Consider the following 17,603-nt stretch of genomic DNA (forward strand, 5'->3'; position numbering starts at 1 on the left):
CGGCCGACATCTCGCCGATCGAGAAGAGCATGCCGAAGTACATGACGACGATCAGGATCGACGCGATGGCCAGGCCGCCCCAGCCGGCGGCGCCGATGCCGAAGTTCCATCCCGAGAAGTCGCCGGAGATGACCGCGGCGATGCCGATGCCCCACAGGCCCCAGAACCCGGCAGTCCGCTTGAGTTGCCGCTTCTCGAAGTAGCCGTCGCCGGCCTGGCCATCGCGTCGATCCTGATCGTCGTCATGTACTTCGGCATGCTCTTCTCGATCGGCGAGATGTCGGCCGCAATGCCGCACACCGGCGGTGCGTACTCGTTCGCCCGCGCGGCGATGGGCCCGTGGGGCGGCTTCGTCACCGGATTCGCCGAGACCATCGAGTACGTGTTCACGACGGCCGTCGTCGTGTTCTTCTCGGCGTCCTACGCGAACGCCGTCACCACCGACCTGTTCAACCTGTCGCTGCCGATGTGGCTGTGGTGGATCATCCTGTACGCGATCTTCGTCGGCCTCAACTCGTGGGGCGCGGAGTTGTCGTTCAAGTTCGCGCTCGTCGTCGCGATCATCTCGATCGGCATCTTGGTGCTGTTCGGCGTCCTCGCGATCGCCAACGGCGCCGTGGACTTCTCCAAGCTGTTCGACATCGCGCCCGATCCGGAGGCCGCGGGTTCGTCGACGTTCCTGCCCTTCGGCTGGGTCGCGGTCCTGTATGCGCTTCCGTTCGCGATGTGGTTCTTCCTCGGCATCGAGGAGCTGCCGCTGGCCGCCGAGGAGGCGCACGACCCGGCCCGCGACATCCCCCGCGCCGGCATCTGGGGTCTGATCTCGCTGATCGGCTGCGGCGCCATCGTGTTCTTCCTGAACCCGGCGGTGACCGGTTCCGAGTCGCTGGGCAGCTCGGACGAACCGCTGCTCGACGGCTTCCGGGCGTTCCTGCCCGCCAACCTCGCCGCGGTGCTGTCGGCGTTCGCGTTGATCGGCCTGCTGGCCAGCCTGCAGGGCATCATGTACGCCTACGGCCGCAACATGTACTCGCTGAGCCGCGCTGGGTACTATCCGAAGACGTTGTCGCTCACCGGTTCCCGGCAAACACCATATGTCGCGCTGTTGGCGGGCGCGGTGATCGGCTACGTCGCACTGCTTATCGTCAACTACAACGAGGGCGCCGGCGACGTGGTGCTCAACATCGCGGTGTGGGGCGCGGTGCTGGCCTACGGGTTGCAGATGATCTCGTTCCTCCTGCTGCGCCGGAAGTTCCCGAACGCGCGCCGGCCGTGGGTCAGTCCGACCGGCAACTGGGGCGCGATCGTGGCGCTGATCATCGCGGCGGTGACGTTCGTCGGCGTGCTCGTCAACCCGGACTACCGACCTGCGGTCATCGCGATCGTCATCTTCTACGTCCTGGGGCTGCTGGTGTTCGGCTTCTACGGCAGGCACCGCCTGGTGCTCTCGCCCGAGGAGGAGTACGCCGTCACCGGCGGGCTGCACGGCTTCGACCCCGAGGCCGAGGGACTCGGCGGAACCATCGAGGACGAGATCCTCAAGGGCCACACCGAGTAAGCGGTTCGTTGCCCGCAGCGCGTCCGGCGGCGCCCCTTTCGCGGCGTCACCAGCGCGGACTAGACCCAAGTCACACCTGTACCAGGTTTCGCTGGCGTCAACAGGGGTAATGTCGGGGTCGTGTGTGGAGCCACCGGCGAGGTGCGTCTCGACGGCCGGGTACCTGACGTAGCAGCTGTCTCGGCGATGGCCGAGGCGATGACACCCAGGGGTCCCGATTCGGCGGGCGCGTGGTCACAGGGCAGGGTCGCGCTCGGTCACCGACGCCTCAAAATCATCGATCTGTCCGAAGCGGGCGGCCAGCCCATGCTCGACTCCGATTTAGGGCTGGCGATCGCGTGGAACGGCTGCATTTACAACTACAAGCAGCTGCGGAGCGAGCTCAGCGAGCAGGGCTATCGGTTCTTCTCGCACAGCGACACCGAGGTGCTGCTCAAGGCCTATCACCACTGGGGCGACCGGTTCGTCGACCACCTCTTCGGCATGTTCGCGTTCGCGATCGTCGAGCGCGACAGCGGCCGGGTGCTCCTCGGTCGTGACCGGCTCGGCATCAAACCGCTGTACATCAGCGAGAACTCGTCCCGCATCCGATTCGCGTCGTCGCTGCCCGCGCTGCTGGCCGGTGGCGACATCGACACCCGCATCGATCCGATCGCCTTGCACCACTACATGACGTTCCATTCTGTGGTGCCCGCGCCGCGAACGATCCTGCGCGGGGTGAGCAAGGTGCCGCCGGCGTCGCTGATCGCGATCGAGCCCGACGGCCGCCGCACGACGAAGACGTACTGGGAACCCGACTTCACCCGCACCGCCGACCGTGCCGACTGGTCCGAACAGGATTGGGAGGACGCGGTTCTCGACTCACTGCGTGTCGCGGTCGAACGACGGCTCGTGGCCGACGTGCCCGTTGGCTGCCTGCTGTCCGGCGGTGTCGACTCCAGCCTGATCGTCGGGCTGCTCGCCGAGGCGGGCCAGCACGGGCTCAAGACGTTCTCCATCGGCTTCGAGTCCGTGGGCGGCGTGGCCGGCGACGAGTTCAAGTACTCCGACATCGTCGCCCAGCGCTTCGACACCGACCATCACCAGATCCGCATCGGAACCGACCGGATGCTGCCCGCGCTCGACGGCGCGATCGGCGCCATGAGCGAGCCGATGGTCAGCCACGACTGCGTCGCCTTCTATCTGCTCAGCCAGGAAGTGGCCAAGCATGTCAAGGTCGTGCAGTCCGGTCAGGGCGCCGACGAGGTGTTCGCCGGTTATCACTGGTATCCGCCGCTGGGCGGGCCGGATGCGGCGTCCGTCGAAGGCGCGGTGGCCAGTTACCGCAACGCGTTCTTCGACCGTGACAGAGCCGGTTACGACGCGCTGGTGTCCCCCACGTACGCCGTCGACGGCGACCCGAGCCTGGACTTCGTCACCGAGCACTTCGCGCGGGCGGGCGCCGAGTCCGGCATCGACCGCGGCCTGCGGCTCGACACGACGGTGATGCTCGTCGACGACCCGGTCAAGCGTGTCGACAACATGACCATGGCCTGGGGCCTGGAGGGTCGCGTGCCGTTCCTGGACCACGAACTCGTCGAGCTCGCGGCGACGTGCCCACCCGAGCTGAAGATCGCCCACGAGGGCAAGGGCGTGCTGAAGCAGGCCGCGCGCAAGGTGATTCCGTCCGACGTCATCGACCGGCCCAAGGGCTACTTCCCCGTGCCGGCGCTGACGCACCTCGAGGGCCCCTACCTGGACATGGTGCGCGACGCGCTGTACGCGCCCGCCGCCAAAGAACGTGATCTGTTCCGGCCGGCCGCCATCGACCGGTTGCTCGCCGACCCGAACGGGCGCCTGACGCCGCTGCGAGGCAACGAACTGTGGCAGCTCGCGCTGCTCGAGCTGTGGCTGCAGCGACACGGGATCACGGGACCCGCGGCATGACGGCGCTGGGTCCGGACTCCGAACAGACCGAGGCCATCACCCTCGGCCTCCACGACGCCTCCCCCCAGCATCTCGTCGACGCCATGGCCGACGATGTGGTCATCGAGATGGGTTGGGGTCGACTGATATTCGGTCAGACCTTCGCCGACCCTGCGAAGCTGGCCGAGGTGCTGCGGCACGAGGGACCGGGGCGACGCGACATCTGCATGTACGCCCGCGAACCCCACGTCCTGGTGTCGATGGCGCCGGCCGAGCTCTTCATAGACCCGAGCCACACGTACCGGCTACGGTTCGGCCACGACGATCTGGACAAGACGCCGACGGGTTTCACAGTGCGCACGCTGGAGAGCGCCGACGACGCCGACGAGATGAACCGCGTCTACGTTCGCTGCGGCATGGTGCCGGGGCCCGTCGAGGTGTTGTGGCAGAACCACCTGAACCAGGACGCGGTCGACTACCTGGTCGCGGTGCGTGACGACGACGGTTCCGTGCTGGGCACCGTGACCGGCGTCGACCACAAACGGTTGTTCTCCGACCCCGAGAACGGTTCGAGCCTGTGGACGTTGGCAGTCGATCCGACGACGAGCCTTCCCGGGGTCGGTGCCGCGCTCACCCGGGCGCTGGCCGCGATCTACCGCGACCGCGGCCGGGCCTATATGGACCTGTCGGTCAGTCATGACAATGCCGCGGCGATCTCGCTCTACGAGAAGCTCGGATTTCACCGAGTGCCGGTCATGGCGGTCAAGCGCAAGAACGCGATCAACGAACCGCTGTTCACCCATCCACCCGAGACGGTCGAAGACCTCAACCCGTACGCGCGGATCATCGCCGACGAGGCCATGCGCCGCGGCATCTGGGTCGAGGTGCTCGACGCCGAGGCCGGCGAGATGCGCCTGTCGCACGGCGGCCGCAGCGTCATCACCCGGGAGTCGTTGTCGGAATTCACCTCTGCCGTGGCGATGGCGCGCTGCGACGACAAGCGCCTCACCCGACGCCTGGTGGCCGAATCCGGCATCGCGGTGCCCAGGGGCAGGCTGGCGACGTTCGACGAGCACGACCACGAGTTCCTCGCCGAGGTCGGCGACGTCGTGGTCAAACCCACCCGCGGCGAGCAGGGCAAGGGCATCACCGTCGGCGTCAGCAGCGCCGAGGAACTGGACGCGGCGCTTGCCCGCGCGCGCGAGGAACATCCGCACGTGCTCATCGAGCAGCGCGCGGAGGGTGACGACCTCCGGTTGGTGGTGATCGACGGCAAGGTCGTGGCCGCAGCGCTACGCAAACCCGCCGAGGTCGTCGGTACCGGACACCACACGGTGCGTGAACTGATCGAGGCGCAGAGCCGGCGACGGGCGGCGGCCACCGGTGGCGAATCGCGCATCCCGATCGACGCGGTCACCGAGTCGACCGTCGCCGAGGCGGGCTGGTCGTTCGACGATGTGCTGCCCGAAGGACAGCGTCTTCGGGTGCGCCGCACCGCGAACCTGCATCAGGGCGGCACCATTCACGACGTGACCGCAAAGGTCCACCCCCACCTGTGTGACGTCGCGGTCCGCGCCGCCCACGCCATCGGCATTCCCGTCACCGGGATCGACCTGTTGGTGCCCGACGTGACCGAACCCGAGTACGTCTTCATCGAGGCGAACGAGCGCCCCGGGCTGGCCAACCACGAACCACAGCCCACCGCAAAGGCTTTCGTCGACTTTCTGTTTCCGGGAAGCCCGGCTCTCCCCCAGGCGTGGACGCCGGAAGAGGCAGCCAACTAGGTCACCAGGTGCTGGTGCGCATCACGATCTCGGCGGCCAGTTGCGCCGTAGACTCCGCGGCGTTGCGCCTGCCGAGCAGATCGACCATCCGGTAATCGCCGTACACGTAGCGCTGGCTGGCCTTGGCGACCGCACGCGCGGCGGGTGTGCTCACCAACGCGGTGGTGTTCATCTCGACCGGCGGGCAGTGCTCGTCGCGAATCACGCCGGCGGCGTCCGCGACACGCGGATGCCCGCGGTCGATGACCACCAGCCCGATGAACCGGTCGAGCCGGGTGGCGGCCAGTTCCCACGCCAGCTCACCACCCACGCGGTCCCCCACCAGCAGCGCCCATTTCACGTCGAGCGCATCGAGGATGGCAACCACCGATTTCGCGGTGAGCCGCGGATCGGGGGGCACGACGACGGTCCGCAGCGACGCGGTGTGCAGCCGCTGGCACACGGCGTCGTAGGCGGCGAGCGGCTGGTGTCCCGCCCCGAGCACCACCACGACCGACCCCTTGTCGGGGCCGGCGACGTCGACGGGCATGGTGATTCCCTCGACCGTGACCGTGGTGGATGGCATTTGGGCCACGCTACAGCGGCCGCAGGTCCGACGCGGTCGTTTCGCCGGGAGTGAACGACCGAAATCAGAGCGCCGCGACGCGCTCGGCCTGCTCGACCGCGATGTCCAGAAAGGTCTGGGGCAGCGTGGCTTTGACCGGAATCGTCGGATTCGGCGTCGGAAACGCCACGCCGTACACCGCCATGCCGCCGATGTTCTCGAACGTGAAGTAGACCCGGTTGTCGACCCCGCTGAGCGTCATCGTCTGCTCGTAAACGAGCGCCTCGGCGCGGGAGGTGTCCATCCTGGTCGTCGTCATCGGGATGCCCGGCGAGGATTCGTCGAAGAACGTCTCGAAGCGCGCGCATCGGTCGGCCATGGCCGCCAGCTTCTCCAGGTCCAGTCGCCAGGTCAGCACGCTCATCACGATGCGGGCTCCGTCGTATCCGACGACGTACTCCGCGGCGCTGCCCGGCCCCCGCTCGCCGGACTGGGCGATCACCCGGGTGAGCCCGTCCGAGCAGCCTGAGGGCCGTGACAGCATGGCCGGCGGCGCGCCTGCCCCATCGCCACCTTCCCCGGAGTCGCGGACGACGCGGTCGAACTGCACGCCCGGCGGGAAGTCGGCCGCGGTCAGCAGCACCTTGTCCAAGCGGGCGCCGGGCCATGTCGCCGAGCCCTCGACCGAGTGCGCGCATCCGGTCAGCGTCACCGCGGTGACCGCGGCCACCGCCGCGAGTCGCCGGATCACCGCCGCAGTCCCGTCACGACGGTGGGGCGGGCCGGGGCGCCGTCGTCGAGCAAGGTCAGCACCGCGTCCACATCGAGGTGGCTGGTCAGCAGGTCGGCCATCAGGTCGAACTGCGCGTCGCGGCGGGCGCGGACGTCGACGTCGTCGGCGACGACGAACCCGCTGCGGCCGGCCGCCTCAGCGACCTCGGTCAGCCACGAGCGCCGCACGTCGTCGTTGTCGAGCACACCGTGCCAATGGGTGCCGTACACCGCCCCGCGGCGCAACCCGATGCCGAGCCACTGCTCTTCGGCACAGCGGCCGATCTGGCCGTGGTGAATCTCGTAGCCCGCCAACGGTTCTTCGTGACGGCGCAACGTCTTCGCCGGCGCGAAGACGATGTCGGCATCGAGCAGATCCAGTCCCGCGACGGCGCCGGCGCCCGACTCCACCGGATCGTCGATGCGCGAGCACAGCATCTGGAATCCTCCGCACACCCCCAGCACGGCTAGGCCGCGGGCGGCATGTGCGCTCACTGCGTCGGCGAGCCCGCTGCGGCGCAGCCAATCCAGGTCGGCGACGGTGGCCTTGCTGCCGGGCACGACGACGACGTCGGCGTCGACGAGATCGGCGGCGTCGCTGACCCAGCGCACCAGCACACCGGGTTCGCATGCCAGCGCCTCGACGTCGGTCGAGTTCGAGATGCGCGGCAGCCGGATCGCCGCCACCCGTAGCCACTGCTCGCCGCGGGGCGGTTGCGGTTGGCCGACCACCCGCTGGGCCACCACCGAGACGGAGTCCTCGGTGTCGAGCCACAATCCGTCGACGTACGGGACGACACCGTAGGTCGGTCGCCCGGTCAGTTCCTCGAGTTGGGCCAGGCCCGGCGCGAGCAGCGACGGGTCACCACGGAACTTGTTGACGACGAATCCGGCAATCAGCCGCTGATCTTCCGGGTCGAGCACCGCGACCGTGCCGAACAGGTGCGCCAGGAGGCCGCCGCGGTCGATGTCGCCGACGACGATCACGGGCAGATCCGCCGCCCGGGCCAACCCCATGTTCGCCAGATCGGTTGCCCGCAGGTTGATTTCGGCGGGCGATCCGGCGCCCTCACAGATGACGGCGTCGAACTCCGAGCGCAGGTGCGCCAGTTCGTCGGCGACCACCGCGCTCAGGCGCTCGCGGTGGTGGATGTAGTCGCGCGCGCTGACCGTGTCGACCACCCGACCGCGCACCACCAGCTGCGAGGTGCGGTCGCTGCCGGGTTTGAGCAGCACCGGGTTGAACCGGGTGTGAGGAGCCAGACCCGCGGCGCGGGCCTGCATCGCCTGCGCGCGGCCGATCTCGCCGCCGTCGACGGTGACCGCGGAGTTGTTCGACATGTTCTGCGCCTTGAACGGCGCGACCCGAATACCCTTGCGCGCCAACAACCGACAGAGCCCGGCCACGACCATCGATTTGCCGGCGTCGGAGGTGGTGCCGGCGACCAGGAGTGCGCCGCCCGCTGATTGTGAATCTGGCGACGCGAATCCGCGTCGGGGCGTCGTCGGATTCACAATCGGGCGCTCTAGTCGGCGAGCGTCAAGATGTCGGCGCCGTCGTCGGTCACCACCAGGGTGTGCTCGAACTGGGCGGTCCACTTCTTGTCCGTGGTGGCGACGGTCCAGCCGTCGTCCCAGATCTCGTAGTCCAGGCCGCCGAGGTTGATCATCGGCTCGATGGTGAACGTCATCCCCGGCTCCAGCACGGTGTCCACCGCGGGCTGGTCGTAGTGCAGGACGACGAGACCGTTGTGGAAGGTGGTGCCGATGCCGTGGCCGGTGAAGTCGCGCACCACGTTGTAGCCGAACCGGTTCGCGTAGGACTCTATGACCCTGCCCACGACGGACAGCTGGCGCCCGGGTTTGACGGCCTTGATCGCCCGCATGGTCGCCTCGCGGGTGCGCTCGACGAGCAGCCGGTGTTCCTCGGAGACGTTGCCGGCGAGGAAGGTGGCGTTGGTGTCGCCGTGCACACCGTCGATGTAGGCGGTCACGTCGATGTTGACGATGTCGCCGTCCTCTACGACCGTCGAGTCCGGGATGCCGTGGCAGATGATCTCGTTGAGCGAGGTGCAGCAGGACTTCGGGAAGCCCTTGTAGCCGAGGGTGGACGGGTAGGCGCCGTGATCGATCATGTACTCGTGCGCGATGCGGTCCAACTCGTCGGTGGTGACGCCCGGCGCGACGGCCTTACCGGCCTCGGCCAGCGCGCCAGCCGCGATCCGGCCCGCGACGCGCATCTTCGCGATCACCTCGGGGGTCTGGACCCACGGCTCGCTGCCCTCGTCGACGGTCTGCTTCCATGCGTACTCGGGGCGCGGGATCGAGTCGGGCACCGGGAGCGTCGGCGAGAGCACGCCGGGGCGAAGGGCGGTACGAACGGGCATGTGACCAGCGTAGTCGAGGCTAGCGGCGGTCGAACGGACTGAACCGGAACGACCGGCGGGGCCCGCGGATGTCCACGGAGCCGCAGACGACCTTGCCGGTCAGGATGACGTGCGGATTGCCTTCGGCCGGTGCATCCCTGCGGTGATCTCGGGCGCTGCCCACGTTGACCTCGACGTCGTCGATCGAGGCGCTGGCACCGTCGGGCAGCCGCAGTTCGAGCCCGCCGAACTTCAGGTCGAGCTCGATGACGACCATCGGACCGGCGAAGCGCGCCCGCGTCAGGTCCAGGTCCACCGAACCCATCCGTCGATGCAGCGCGAGGCGGCTGGGCACGGTCCACTGGCCCTGGCGCTTGAGCGAGCCGAGCACGCCGCGCAGCTCGACGCGGTCGGCAGCCGATGTGACGATCGCGCCAGGTCCAGGCAGGTCGCCGACCAGCGCGTCCAGGTCGGAGTGCAGCCGGGCCCGCGCCACCGCCGCCGAGCGCTCCTCGAACTCGTCGATGTCGATCAGGCCCAGTGCGACAGCGTTGTGCAGCCGCCGCAGGGTGCCGTTGCGGTCGGCGTCGGAGACGCGCATGGCGTCGTGATTGATCTCGGTCATCGCACGTCCACGGTACGGCGACGACGCCGGATCAGGCCAGGTAGTCCGGTGGCAGGCCGTCGAGCATGCCCTTGAGCATCTGCACCGCGTACTCCGAGGACCCGCCCCCGACGATCATCGCGGCGAAGGCCATGTCGCCGCGGTATCCGGCGAACCAAGAGTGTGAGCCACCCGCGAACTCCGCCTCACCGGTCTTACCCCGCACGTCGCCCGCACCGGCTAGATCGTCGGCGGTGCCGTTGGTGACCACCAGCCGCATCATCGGCCGCAGGCCGTCGACGATCTTCGGGTCCATCGGCGCCGGGCTCTCGGCGACCTCGGTCTCCTTACCCTGAATCAGTTGCGGAACAGGGGTTTTTCCGGCGGCGACGGTCGCGGCCGCGAGCGCCATGCCGAACGGACTGGCCAGCACCTTGCCCTGACCGAAACCGTCCTCGGTGCGCTCGGCAAGGTCGACGGTGGGCGGCACGGACCCGGTCACCGTCCTCAGGCCCGGGATGTTGTAGTCCGCGCCCAGGCCGTACTTGGCCGCGGCCATCGTCAAGCCGCGGGGCGGCATCCGGCTGGCCAACTCGGCGAAGGTGGTGTTGCACGAACTGGCGAACGCCCGGGACATCGGCACGGTGCCAAGGTCGAAGCCGCCGTAATTGGGCACCGTGCGGTGGCCGATGTCCATCGTGCCGGGGCACGGAAGCATCGTGTTCGGGGTGGCCATATCGCGTTCGATGGCCGCCCCCGCGGTGACCATCTTGAAGGTCGACCCGGGCGGATACAGGCCGGTGGTGGCGATCAGGCCCTCGGTGTCGGCGGCCGCGTTCTGCGCGACGGCCAGGATCTCGCCGGTGGACGGTTTGATGACGACGATCATCGCCTTCTTGCCGGTGAAATTCACCGCGTTCTGCGCCGCGGTCTGAACGTCGCGGTCGAGGCTGATCCGTACCGACGGCGCCGGCGTGCCGGGCACCTCGTTGAGCACGTCGACGTCCACACCGTTCTGGTTGACGGAGACCACCCGCCAGCCGGCCTGCCCGCTGAGCTCGTCGGCGACGGCGGACTTGACCTCGTTGATGATCGCCGGCGCGAAAGTCTCGTCGGTGGGCAGCATTTCGGCCTGCGGCGTGATGACCACACCGGGTTGTGCGCCGATCGCGGCGGCCACGCGGTCGTGGTCGGCCTTGCGCAGCGTGATCAGGCTCAGCGGCTGCTTGGACGAGCTGGCCTGTTCGGCGAGCCGCTGCGGGTCGAGCGTGTTGTCGAAGGGCCGCAAGGCGTCGACGACGGCCCGCGCTGTCTGCATCAGTGCCCCGCCCGCGGCCTTCGCGTCGAGCGTGTAGCTGTACAGGTATCCGGGCGCCAGCACCTCGGTGCCGCTGCGCTCGATCACCGACGCCCGCGGCGGCGAGTCGGCGCGCAGGGCGAAGGTCTGGTTCTCGCCGAGCCGCGGATGCAGGCCGGTCGCACTCCAGCGCACCCGCCAGCGGCCTTCGTCGCGCACCATGTTCAACTGCCCGTCGTAGGTCCAGGTCCGGTCCTTGGGCAGATGCCAGGTGTAGCGGTAGGTGACGCTGCCGGTGTCCTCGGCGTACTTGGAGCCCAGGATCTGGGTGTCCAGGTGGGTGGCCTGCAGCCCTGCCCAGGCCTCGTTCAGGTCCTCGCGGGCGTCGGCAGGCCGGTCGCTGAGTTCGGCCGCACTCTCGGTGTCACCGGTCGCGAGCGCCGCGAAGAACTCTTCCGCCGTGGGTTCGGGCCCGGCGGGCTTCGGTGTACAGGCGCTGTTGAGGCCGACGACCACGATTCCGACCGCGGCCAGAGTCGCTATGCGTGTTACTGAAGATGCCATTGGGGCAGATGTTACGAAGTCGAGACCTGCAAGTCCGGTAGGCGCACCGAGATGGCGCCGCCCGAAGCCTTAAACGGGTTGATCCCGTGCAGCTGCCGGTGCGTGGAATCAACCCGTCAACGCGATTGCGCCAGGGCGTCGAGGGTCAGCCCGCGGCGGGCGCCCGCACCACCAGCGGCACACCGGGGAAATACGCGGCCATCTCCGAACGCGACTTGCGCAGCGCCGCGGTGCCGTAGCCCTGCTTGCGGTGGTCGGGGTGGATCCAGATCCGCAGGTTGATCTCTCCGGAGACCAGGTCGCCGAACACCATGCCGATCTTCTCCGTGCCATGGATCGCGACCAGCCACGCCGCCTCCTCGGCGTCCACGCGTCGCAGGCCGGCGGTGATCTCGTCGTCGAGATCGCCTGCCGGGGCTCGTGACCCGTCGCCCGCCTCGCGCACGTCCTGGGTGCGCGCGGCGAAGATGTCGCGATCGGCTTCGGGGAGGAACGGCCGCAGCACCATGCTGTCGGCGGAGCGGACCGGTTCGCCGATCGTGAAGCTGAGCTGGTTGTTGAGGTCCTCGAGTTCAGCGGCGATCCGGCGCCGCGACACCTCCGTCAGCCGATCGAAGGACAACCGCAGCACCGCTTCCGCGGCCGCCGGCGACGCGCCGAGCATGCCCGCGATGGCCTCGATCGCGGCGTCGTAGTCCTCGGCGTCGACGATGACGTCGAGGAGTTCGTGTCGCCGTTCGAGTGCGCGCACCATCGTGTCGGCGATCTCCCTGCGCGCGATTGTGCGATCGTCGTCAGCCATGCCGAGAGCGTAAATCAGTCGGGCGGGCAGAACCGTCAGTCGAGCAGAACGGTTGCGAAGGTTCCCACTTGCTGGAAGCCGACGCGGTCATAGGTGGCCCGCGCAACGGTGTTGAAGTCGTTGACGTACAGGCTCGCGGTGCGACCGGACCGCACCACAGCCTCCGCCAGCGTCGCGGTGCCCGCGGTGCCCAGGCCGTGTCCGCGCCAGTCGGGATGCACCCACACGCCCTGGATCTGCCCGACCGTCGGCGACTGCGAACCGACCTCGGCCTTGAACACCACCTCACCGCGTTCGAAGCGGGCCCAGGCCCGACCCGCGGCGATCAGTCCGGCCACACGTCGGCGGTAACCCCGGCCGCCGTCGCCGAGTCGCGGGTCGATGCCGACCTCGCCGATGAACATGTCGATGGAGGCGACCAGGTAGGCGTCGAGCTCGTCGGCGCGCACCTGGCGCACAGCGGCATCGGTGGGGCACGACGGCGGGGTGCTCAGCGCCAACAGAGGCTGCTGCTCGCGCACGTCGCGGGCGGGGCCCCAGGCCTGTTCGAGGCGACGCCACATCGGCAGCACCAGCTCCGCCCTGCCCACCAGCGACGAGCAGCGCCGCGCGGTGCTCATCGCCTTCTCGGCGAACGCATGAAGGTCATTCAGCTGGCCGCGCAACGGAATCAGGTTCGCGCCCGCGTAACACAGCGATTCAGTGGGCCGGCGCCGCGTCCACAGTTCCCCGCCGATCGCCGACGGCTCCACACCGTATTCGGCCACCCGGCACGCCACCATGCATGAACCGACAGGATCCTCGTCGAGCACGCGAATCACGGCGCCGACGTCGCGCACCACCGAGACCCGTCGTTCGTCGACGTGACGAAACAGCGGCGGTGCCGACATGGGAACTCTTTCTAACCGACGCCGGGCGGGGCTACCCAGTGTTTGGGATCACATTCAGCTTACGGTCACGACCGGCGAACCGCTCGCATCTGTTCCGCGCTCTTCCGCGATTCGCATGGCCTCTTCGATCAGCGTCTCGACGATCTGCGCCTCGGGCACGGTCTTGATCACCTCACCCTTGACGAAGATCTGGCCCTTGCCGTTGCCCGACGCGACGCCGAGGTCGGCTTCGCGCGCCTCGCCGGGACCGTTGACGACACAACCCATCACGGCGACGCGCAACGGCACGTCCATCCCCTCCAGCCCGGCGGTCACCTCGTTGGCCAACGAGTAGACGTCGACCTGGGCGCGTCCGCACGACGGGCACGACACGATCTCCAGCGACCGCGGCCGCAGGTTCAGCGATTCGAGGATCTGGTTGCCGACCTTGACCTCCTCGGCGGGCGGCGCCGAGAGCGAGACGCGGATGGTGTCGCCAATGCCCTTCGACAACAGGGCGCCGAACGCGACCGCGGACTTGATGGTGCCCTGGAACGCCGGGCCCGCCTCGGTCACGCCGAGGTGCAGCGGGTAGTCGCACTGCGCAGCGAGCTGTTCGTACGCGGCGACCATCACGACCGGGTCGTTGTGCTTGACGCTGATCTTGATGTCGCCGAAGCCGTGCTCCTCGAACAGCGACGCCTCCCACAGCGCCGACTCGACCAGCGCCTCGGGTGTGGCCTTGCCGTACTTCTCCATGAACCGCTTGTCCAGAGATCCCGCGTTAACGCCAATGCGGATCGGAATGCCCGCTGCCCCTGCGGCTTTGGCGACTTCGCCGACCCGGCCGTCGAACTCCTTGATGTTGCCGGGGTTGACGCGCACGGCCGCGCAGCCTGCGTCGATCGCGGCGAAGATGTACTTCGGCTGAAAGTGGATGTCTGCGATCACCGGAATCTGGCTGTGCCTCGCGATCTCGGCGAGCGCGTCGGCGTCCTCCTGGCGCGGGCACGCCACCCGCACGATGTCGCAGCCCGACGCCGTCAGTTCGGCGATCTGCTGCAGCGTGGCATTGACGTCGTGAGTCTTCGTGGTGCACATGGACTGCACGGCGATCGGGTGATCGCTGCCGACGCCGACATCGCCGACCATCAGCTGACGGGTCTTGCGTCGCGGTGCCAGAACCGGCGCCGGGGGTGCCGGCATGCCCAGTCCTATTTGTTGAGGCCCGATCTGTTGGCCGGAGGCCATTTACTCTCCTACTGCTTACTGAAAGATTCGAATGGGATTGACGAAGTCGGCCGTCACGGTCAACAGCATGTAGCCGGCCACCACGACGAGGATCACGTACGTGGCGGGCATCAACTTCAGGTAGTTGACCGGGGCCGCGGCGACCTTGCCGCGTGCCGACCGGATCGAGTTGCGGATCTTCTCGTAGAACGCGATCGCGATGTGGCCGCCGTCGAACGGCAGCAGCGGCACGAGGTTGATCGCGCCGAGCACGAAGTTCAACTGCGCCAAGAAGAACCAGAACGCCACCCACAACCCCTGATCCACCGCGTCGCCGCCGATGATGCTGGCGCCGACGACGCTGATCGGGGTCTCGGGATCGCGCTCCTCACCGCCGATGGAGCGCACCAGCGCGCCCATCTTGGTCGGCAGCTTCGCCAGCGACTTGCCGATCTCGACGGCGAGGTCGCCGGTGAACGCCACCGTCGCGGGCGCCGCCGACAGTGGGTTGTACTGAATGGGCCCGAACTGCGCCGCTGTGATGCCGACCGTGCCGACGGGGGCCGGTTCGGCGGAGTCGCCCTTGGCGACCCACCGCTGCGCAGGCACCACATCGACGAGCGTGGTGAACTCCTCACCGTCGCGCTCGACGGTGAACTGGGTCGGGCCGTCGAGCGCACGTACGGCGGTGACCATCTCGTCGAAGTTCGCTACGGGCTTGTCGCCGACCTTCACCACCGTGTCGCCGGCGCGGATGCCCGCGGCCGCCGCGGGCGAGGGCGCCAGGCAGTCACCGAGCTGACCCTTGCTGACTTCGGCCTTCACGCACGACGTCTCTCCGACGATCGCGGTGGTCGGCGCGTGCAGATTGGGCAGACCCCAGACCACGGCGATGCCGTAGATCAGCAGCAGGCCGATGACGAAGTTCATGCCCGGTCCGGCGGCCAGCACGGCTGCGCGCTTCCACGTCTTCTGCTTGTACATCGCGCGGTCGTGCTCGTCGGGAGCGAGTTCCTCCACCGAGGTCATGCCCGCGATGTCGCAGAAACCGCCGAGCGGCACCGCCTTGACGCCGTACTCGGTGCGGTCGCCCCGCTTGTTCGCGCGCCACGTCGACCACAGCGTCGGGCCGAAGCCGACGAAGTAGCGGCGCACCTTCATTCCCGTGGCGCGCGCCACCCACATGTGGCCGCATTCATGCAGGGCCACCGAGACCAAAATGGCCAGTGCGAACAGCACGACACCGGTCAGCCACATCATCTGGTGGTGATTACCTCCCGCTCGACCGCACGCGAGGCGCGGTCACGCGCCCACTGCTGGGCGTCAAGTACGTCTTCCACGGTAGCTGGTTCGGCGGCCCACTGGTCGGCAGCGCGCAGCACGTCGGCGATGGTGCGCACGATCGCGGGGAAGCGGATGCGCCCGTCGAGGAACGCCTCGGCCGCCTCCTCGTTGGCGGCGTTGTAGACCGCGGTCATACAGCCGCCTGCCTCGCCGGCCTGGCGCGCCAGCGCCACCGCGGGGAAGACCTCGTCGTCGAGCGGCTCGAAATCCCAGGTCGACGCGGTGGCGAAGTCGCAGGCCAATGCGGCGGCGGGGACCCGTTCCGGCCAGCCCAGCGCCAGCGCGATCGGCAACTTCATGTCCGGCGGGCTGGCCTGGGCGAGCGTGGAGCCGTCGGTGAACGTGACCATCGAGTGCACGATGGACTGCGGGTGCACCACCACCTCGATGCGGTCGTAGGGCACCCCGAACAGCAGATGCGTCTCGATCAGCTCGAGTCCTTTGTTGACCAGCGACGCCGAGTTCAGCGTGTTCATCGGCCCCATCGACCAGGTGGGATGGGCGCCGGCCTGCTCAGGCGTGGCCGACTCCAGCCGCTCGGCGCTCCACCCGCGGAACGGCCCGCCGGAGGCGGTCAGCACGATCTTGGCGACCTCGTCGGGGGTGCCGCCGCGCAGGCACTGCGCCATCGCCGAGTGTTCGGAGTCGACGGGCACGATCTGGCCTGGTCGGGCGGCCTTGAGCACCAGGGGCCCACCGGCGACCAGCGACTCCTTGTTGGCCAGCGCCAGGCGCGCGCCGGTCGCGAGCGCGGCCAGGGTCGGTTTGAGGCCCAGGGCGCCGACGAGCGCGTTGAGCACCACGTCGGCCTCGGTGTTCTCGACCAGCTCGGTGACGGCGTCGGGTCCGGCGAACGTGACGTCGCCGACGCGGGCCGCCGCGGCCTCGTCGGCGACCGCGATATTGGTCACACCGGTCGCTGCGGACTGTTTCGCGAGCAGCTCGGGGTTACCGCCTCCGGCGGCCAGGCCCACGATCTCGAAGCGGTCGGGATTGGCGGCGATGACGTCGAGCGCCTGCGTTCCGATCGATCCGGTGCTGCCGAGGATCAGGACGCGCCGTCGACCCGAACCACCGCGCTGCGCGCCGCCGCTAACACTCACCGAACCATTGTGCCGCTTGCCGGTGGCCAGTCGTGAGTTCCGGCGCCTGCGGGATCAGAAGTGTGACGCGAATCTGACGGGATCCATCCGCACCCCCCACCGGTCCGAATCCCGGATGTCACAGCAGCGAGGCGGGCACCGGACCCGTCCACCACGAGGGAGCAGCGCATGAAAATCGATTTCCGTAAGTCCGTCACCGCGGCGGGAGTGGCGGCGGCCGCGATCCTGACCGTGTCGGCTTGTTCGAACGACACCACCTCCGCGGCGCCGACCGCAGCGGCGGAGTCGACGTCGACCAGCGTCGCGCCCGCTCCGATGAATCAGCCGATGGACCCCGCCGCCGGCCTGGTCGGCCCCGGTTGCGCCGATTACGCGGCCCAGAACCCGACGGGTCCCGGATCGGTCAACGGGATGGCCCTGGACAAGGTGACCGTCGCGGCGGCAAACAATCCGATGCTCACCACGCTGACCGCGGCGTTGTCGGGTCAGCTCAACCCGAACGTCAACCTCGTCGACACCCTGAACGGCAGCCAGTTCACGGTGTTCGCGCCGACCGACGATGCGTTCGCCAAGATCGACCCGGCGACCATCGAGACGCTCAAGACCGACTCGGATCTGCTAACGAGCATCCTGACCTACCACGTGGTGCCCGGCCAGGCCGACCCCGCGCAGGTGATCGGCACGCACAAGACGGTGCAGGGCGCCGACGTCACGGTCGCGGGCGGCGGACAGGACATCAAGGTGAACGACGCGGGTGTGGTGTGCGGCGGAGTGCGCACCGCGAACGCGACGGTCTACCTCATCGACACGGTGTTGATGCCGCCGGCGAATTGACCTGTCTAGCAACAGGTCGGAGGGCAGC

The 17,603-nt window shown here is 68.6% G+C and carries 15 protein-coding genes and 1 pseudogene; 4 read left to right on the plus strand and 12 right to left on the minus strand.

The window, feature by feature from the left end:
• Positions 1–298, minus strand: a pseudogene (locus A5650_RS27270) (hypothetical protein); the annotation flags it as partial.
• On the opposite strand from A5650_RS27270, the gene A5650_RS04590 reads away from it, so the two are divergent.
• The 3 genes from A5650_RS04590 (at position 257) to ngg (ending at position 5,247) form a co-directional block, all read left to right on the plus strand.
• Complete coding sequence (locus A5650_RS04590) at positions 257–1,558, plus strand: amino acid permease (protein ID WP_231992539.1); 1,302 nt, start codon at positions 257–259, stop codon at positions 1,556–1,558. The pseudogene A5650_RS27270 and the gene A5650_RS04590 overlap by 42 nt on opposite strands.
• Before the next feature lie 120 nt (positions 1,559–1,678).
• On the plus strand, positions 1,679–3,484 hold the full coding sequence (locus tag A5650_RS04595; protein ID WP_067286727.1) for an N-acetylglutaminylglutamine amidotransferase: 1,806 nt from the start codon (positions 1,679–1,681) through the stop codon (positions 3,482–3,484).
• Positions 3,481–5,247, plus strand: coding sequence for an N-acetylglutaminylglutamine synthetase (gene ngg / locus A5650_RS04600; RefSeq protein WP_067286730.1), 1,767 nt, complete (start codon positions 3,481–3,483; stop codon positions 5,245–5,247). Before A5650_RS04595 ends, ngg begins: the two co-directional genes overlap by 4 nt.
• A gap of 1 nt (position 5,248) precedes the next feature.
• On the opposite strand, the gene A5650_RS04605 is transcribed toward ngg, so the two are convergent.
• From A5650_RS04605 to dxr, 11 genes are all read right to left on the minus strand, one after another.
• Positions 5,249–5,812 (minus strand): alpha/beta fold hydrolase, encoded by a 564-nt coding sequence (locus A5650_RS04605; protein WP_067286733.1) that lies wholly within the window; start codon positions 5,810–5,812, stop codon positions 5,249–5,251.
• Between the two features lie 64 nt (positions 5,813–5,876).
• Positions 5,877–6,539, minus strand: coding sequence for a hypothetical protein (locus A5650_RS04610; protein WP_082950613.1), 663 nt, complete (start codon positions 6,537–6,539; stop codon positions 5,877–5,879).
• Positions 6,539–8,077, minus strand: coding sequence for a cobyric acid synthase (locus A5650_RS04615; protein WP_286150355.1), 1,539 nt, complete (start codon positions 8,075–8,077; stop codon positions 6,539–6,541). Before A5650_RS04615 ends, A5650_RS04610 begins: the two co-directional genes overlap by 1 nt.
• Before the next feature lie 11 nt (positions 8,078–8,088).
• Complete coding sequence (map, locus tag A5650_RS04620; protein ID WP_067286737.1) at positions 8,089–8,949, minus strand: type I methionyl aminopeptidase; 861 nt, start codon at positions 8,947–8,949, stop codon at positions 8,089–8,091.
• Between the two features lie 19 nt (positions 8,950–8,968).
• Positions 8,969–9,553: a DUF1707 SHOCT-like domain-containing protein gene (locus tag A5650_RS04625; protein ID WP_067286740.1), complete on the minus strand. Its 585-nt coding sequence runs from the start codon at positions 9,551–9,553 to the stop codon at positions 8,969–8,971.
• 31 nt (positions 9,554–9,584) lie between these two features.
• Entirely contained in the window at positions 9,585–11,393 is a 1,809-nt protein-coding gene (locus tag A5650_RS04630; protein WP_067286743.1) for a penicillin-binding transpeptidase domain-containing protein, read from the minus strand.
• Between the two features lie 145 nt (positions 11,394–11,538).
• Positions 11,539–12,195, minus strand: coding sequence for a GNAT family N-acetyltransferase (locus tag A5650_RS04635; protein WP_067286746.1), 657 nt, complete (start codon positions 12,193–12,195; stop codon positions 11,539–11,541).
• A gap of 35 nt (positions 12,196–12,230) precedes the next feature.
• Positions 12,231–13,085 (minus strand): GNAT family N-acetyltransferase, encoded by an 855-nt coding sequence (locus A5650_RS04640; protein ID WP_067286749.1) that lies wholly within the window; start codon positions 13,083–13,085, stop codon positions 12,231–12,233.
• 54 nt (positions 13,086–13,139) lie between these two features.
• Entirely contained in the window at positions 13,140–14,315 is a 1,176-nt protein-coding gene (ispG, locus tag A5650_RS04645) for a flavodoxin-dependent (E)-4-hydroxy-3-methylbut-2-enyl-diphosphate synthase (protein ID WP_082950609.1), read from the minus strand.
• Positions 14,316–14,330: 15 nt separating this feature from the next.
• Positions 14,331–15,554, minus strand: a complete 1,224-nt coding sequence (locus A5650_RS04650) for a M50 family metallopeptidase (protein ID WP_067286752.1) — start codon at positions 15,552–15,554, stop codon at positions 14,331–14,333.
• A complete protein-coding gene (gene dxr, locus A5650_RS04655) occupies positions 15,551–16,741 on the minus strand; it encodes a 1-deoxy-D-xylulose-5-phosphate reductoisomerase (protein WP_067286756.1) in 1,191 nt (396 codons plus the stop codon). The genes A5650_RS04650 and dxr overlap by 4 nt, the downstream gene beginning before the upstream one ends.
• Positions 16,742–16,909: 168 nt before the next feature.
• Here dxr and A5650_RS04660 point away from each other — a divergent pair, with 168 nt between their 5' ends.
• Complete coding sequence (locus A5650_RS04660) at positions 16,910–17,575, plus strand: fasciclin domain-containing protein (protein ID WP_067286759.1); 666 nt, start codon at positions 16,910–16,912, stop codon at positions 17,573–17,575.
• The last annotated feature ends 28 nt before the right edge of the window (positions 17,576–17,603 follow it).

Source organism: Mycobacterium sp. 1164985.4 (assembly GCF_001668575.1).
GTDB lineage: Bacteria > Actinomycetota > Actinomycetes > Mycobacteriales > Mycobacteriaceae > Mycobacterium.

Excerpts from the sequence above, each read along its gene's own strand:
- map (WP_067286737.1), bottom strand. The coding sequence starts at position 8,949 with ATGCCCGTTCGTACCGCCCTTCGCCCCGGCGTGCTCTCGCCGACGCTC.
- A5650_RS04635 (WP_067286746.1), bottom strand. The coding sequence starts at position 12,195 with ATGGCTGACGACGATCGCACAATCGCGCGCAGGGAGATCGCCGACACG.
- ngg (WP_067286730.1), top strand. The coding sequence starts at position 3,481 with ATGACGGCGCTGGGTCCGGACTCCGAACAGACCGAGGCCATCACCCTC.
- A5650_RS04640 (WP_067286749.1), bottom strand. The coding sequence starts at position 13,085 with ATGTCGGCACCGCCGCTGTTTCGTCACGTCGACGAACGACGGGTCTCG.
- A5650_RS04625 (WP_067286740.1), bottom strand. The coding sequence starts at position 9,553 with ATGACCGAGATCAATCACGACGCCATGCGCGTCTCCGACGCCGACCGC.
- A5650_RS04660 (WP_067286759.1), top strand. The coding sequence starts at position 16,910 with ATGAAAATCGATTTCCGTAAGTCCGTCACCGCGGCGGGAGTGGCGGCG.
- A5650_RS04590 (WP_231992539.1), top strand. The coding sequence starts at position 257 with ATGCTCTTCTCGATCGGCGAGATGTCGGCCGCAATGCCGCACACCGGC.
- A5650_RS04630 (WP_067286743.1), bottom strand. The coding sequence starts at position 11,393 with ATGGCATCTTCAGTAACACGCATAGCGACTCTGGCCGCGGTCGGAATC.
- A5650_RS04605 (WP_067286733.1), bottom strand. The coding sequence starts at position 5,812 with ATGCCATCCACCACGGTCACGGTCGAGGGAATCACCATGCCCGTCGAC.
- ispG (WP_082950609.1), bottom strand. The coding sequence starts at position 14,315 with ATGGCCTCCGGCCAACAGATCGGGCCTCAACAAATAGGACTGGGCATG.
- A5650_RS04650 (WP_067286752.1), bottom strand. The coding sequence starts at position 15,554 with ATGATGTGGCTGACCGGTGTCGTGCTGTTCGCACTGGCCATTTTGGTC.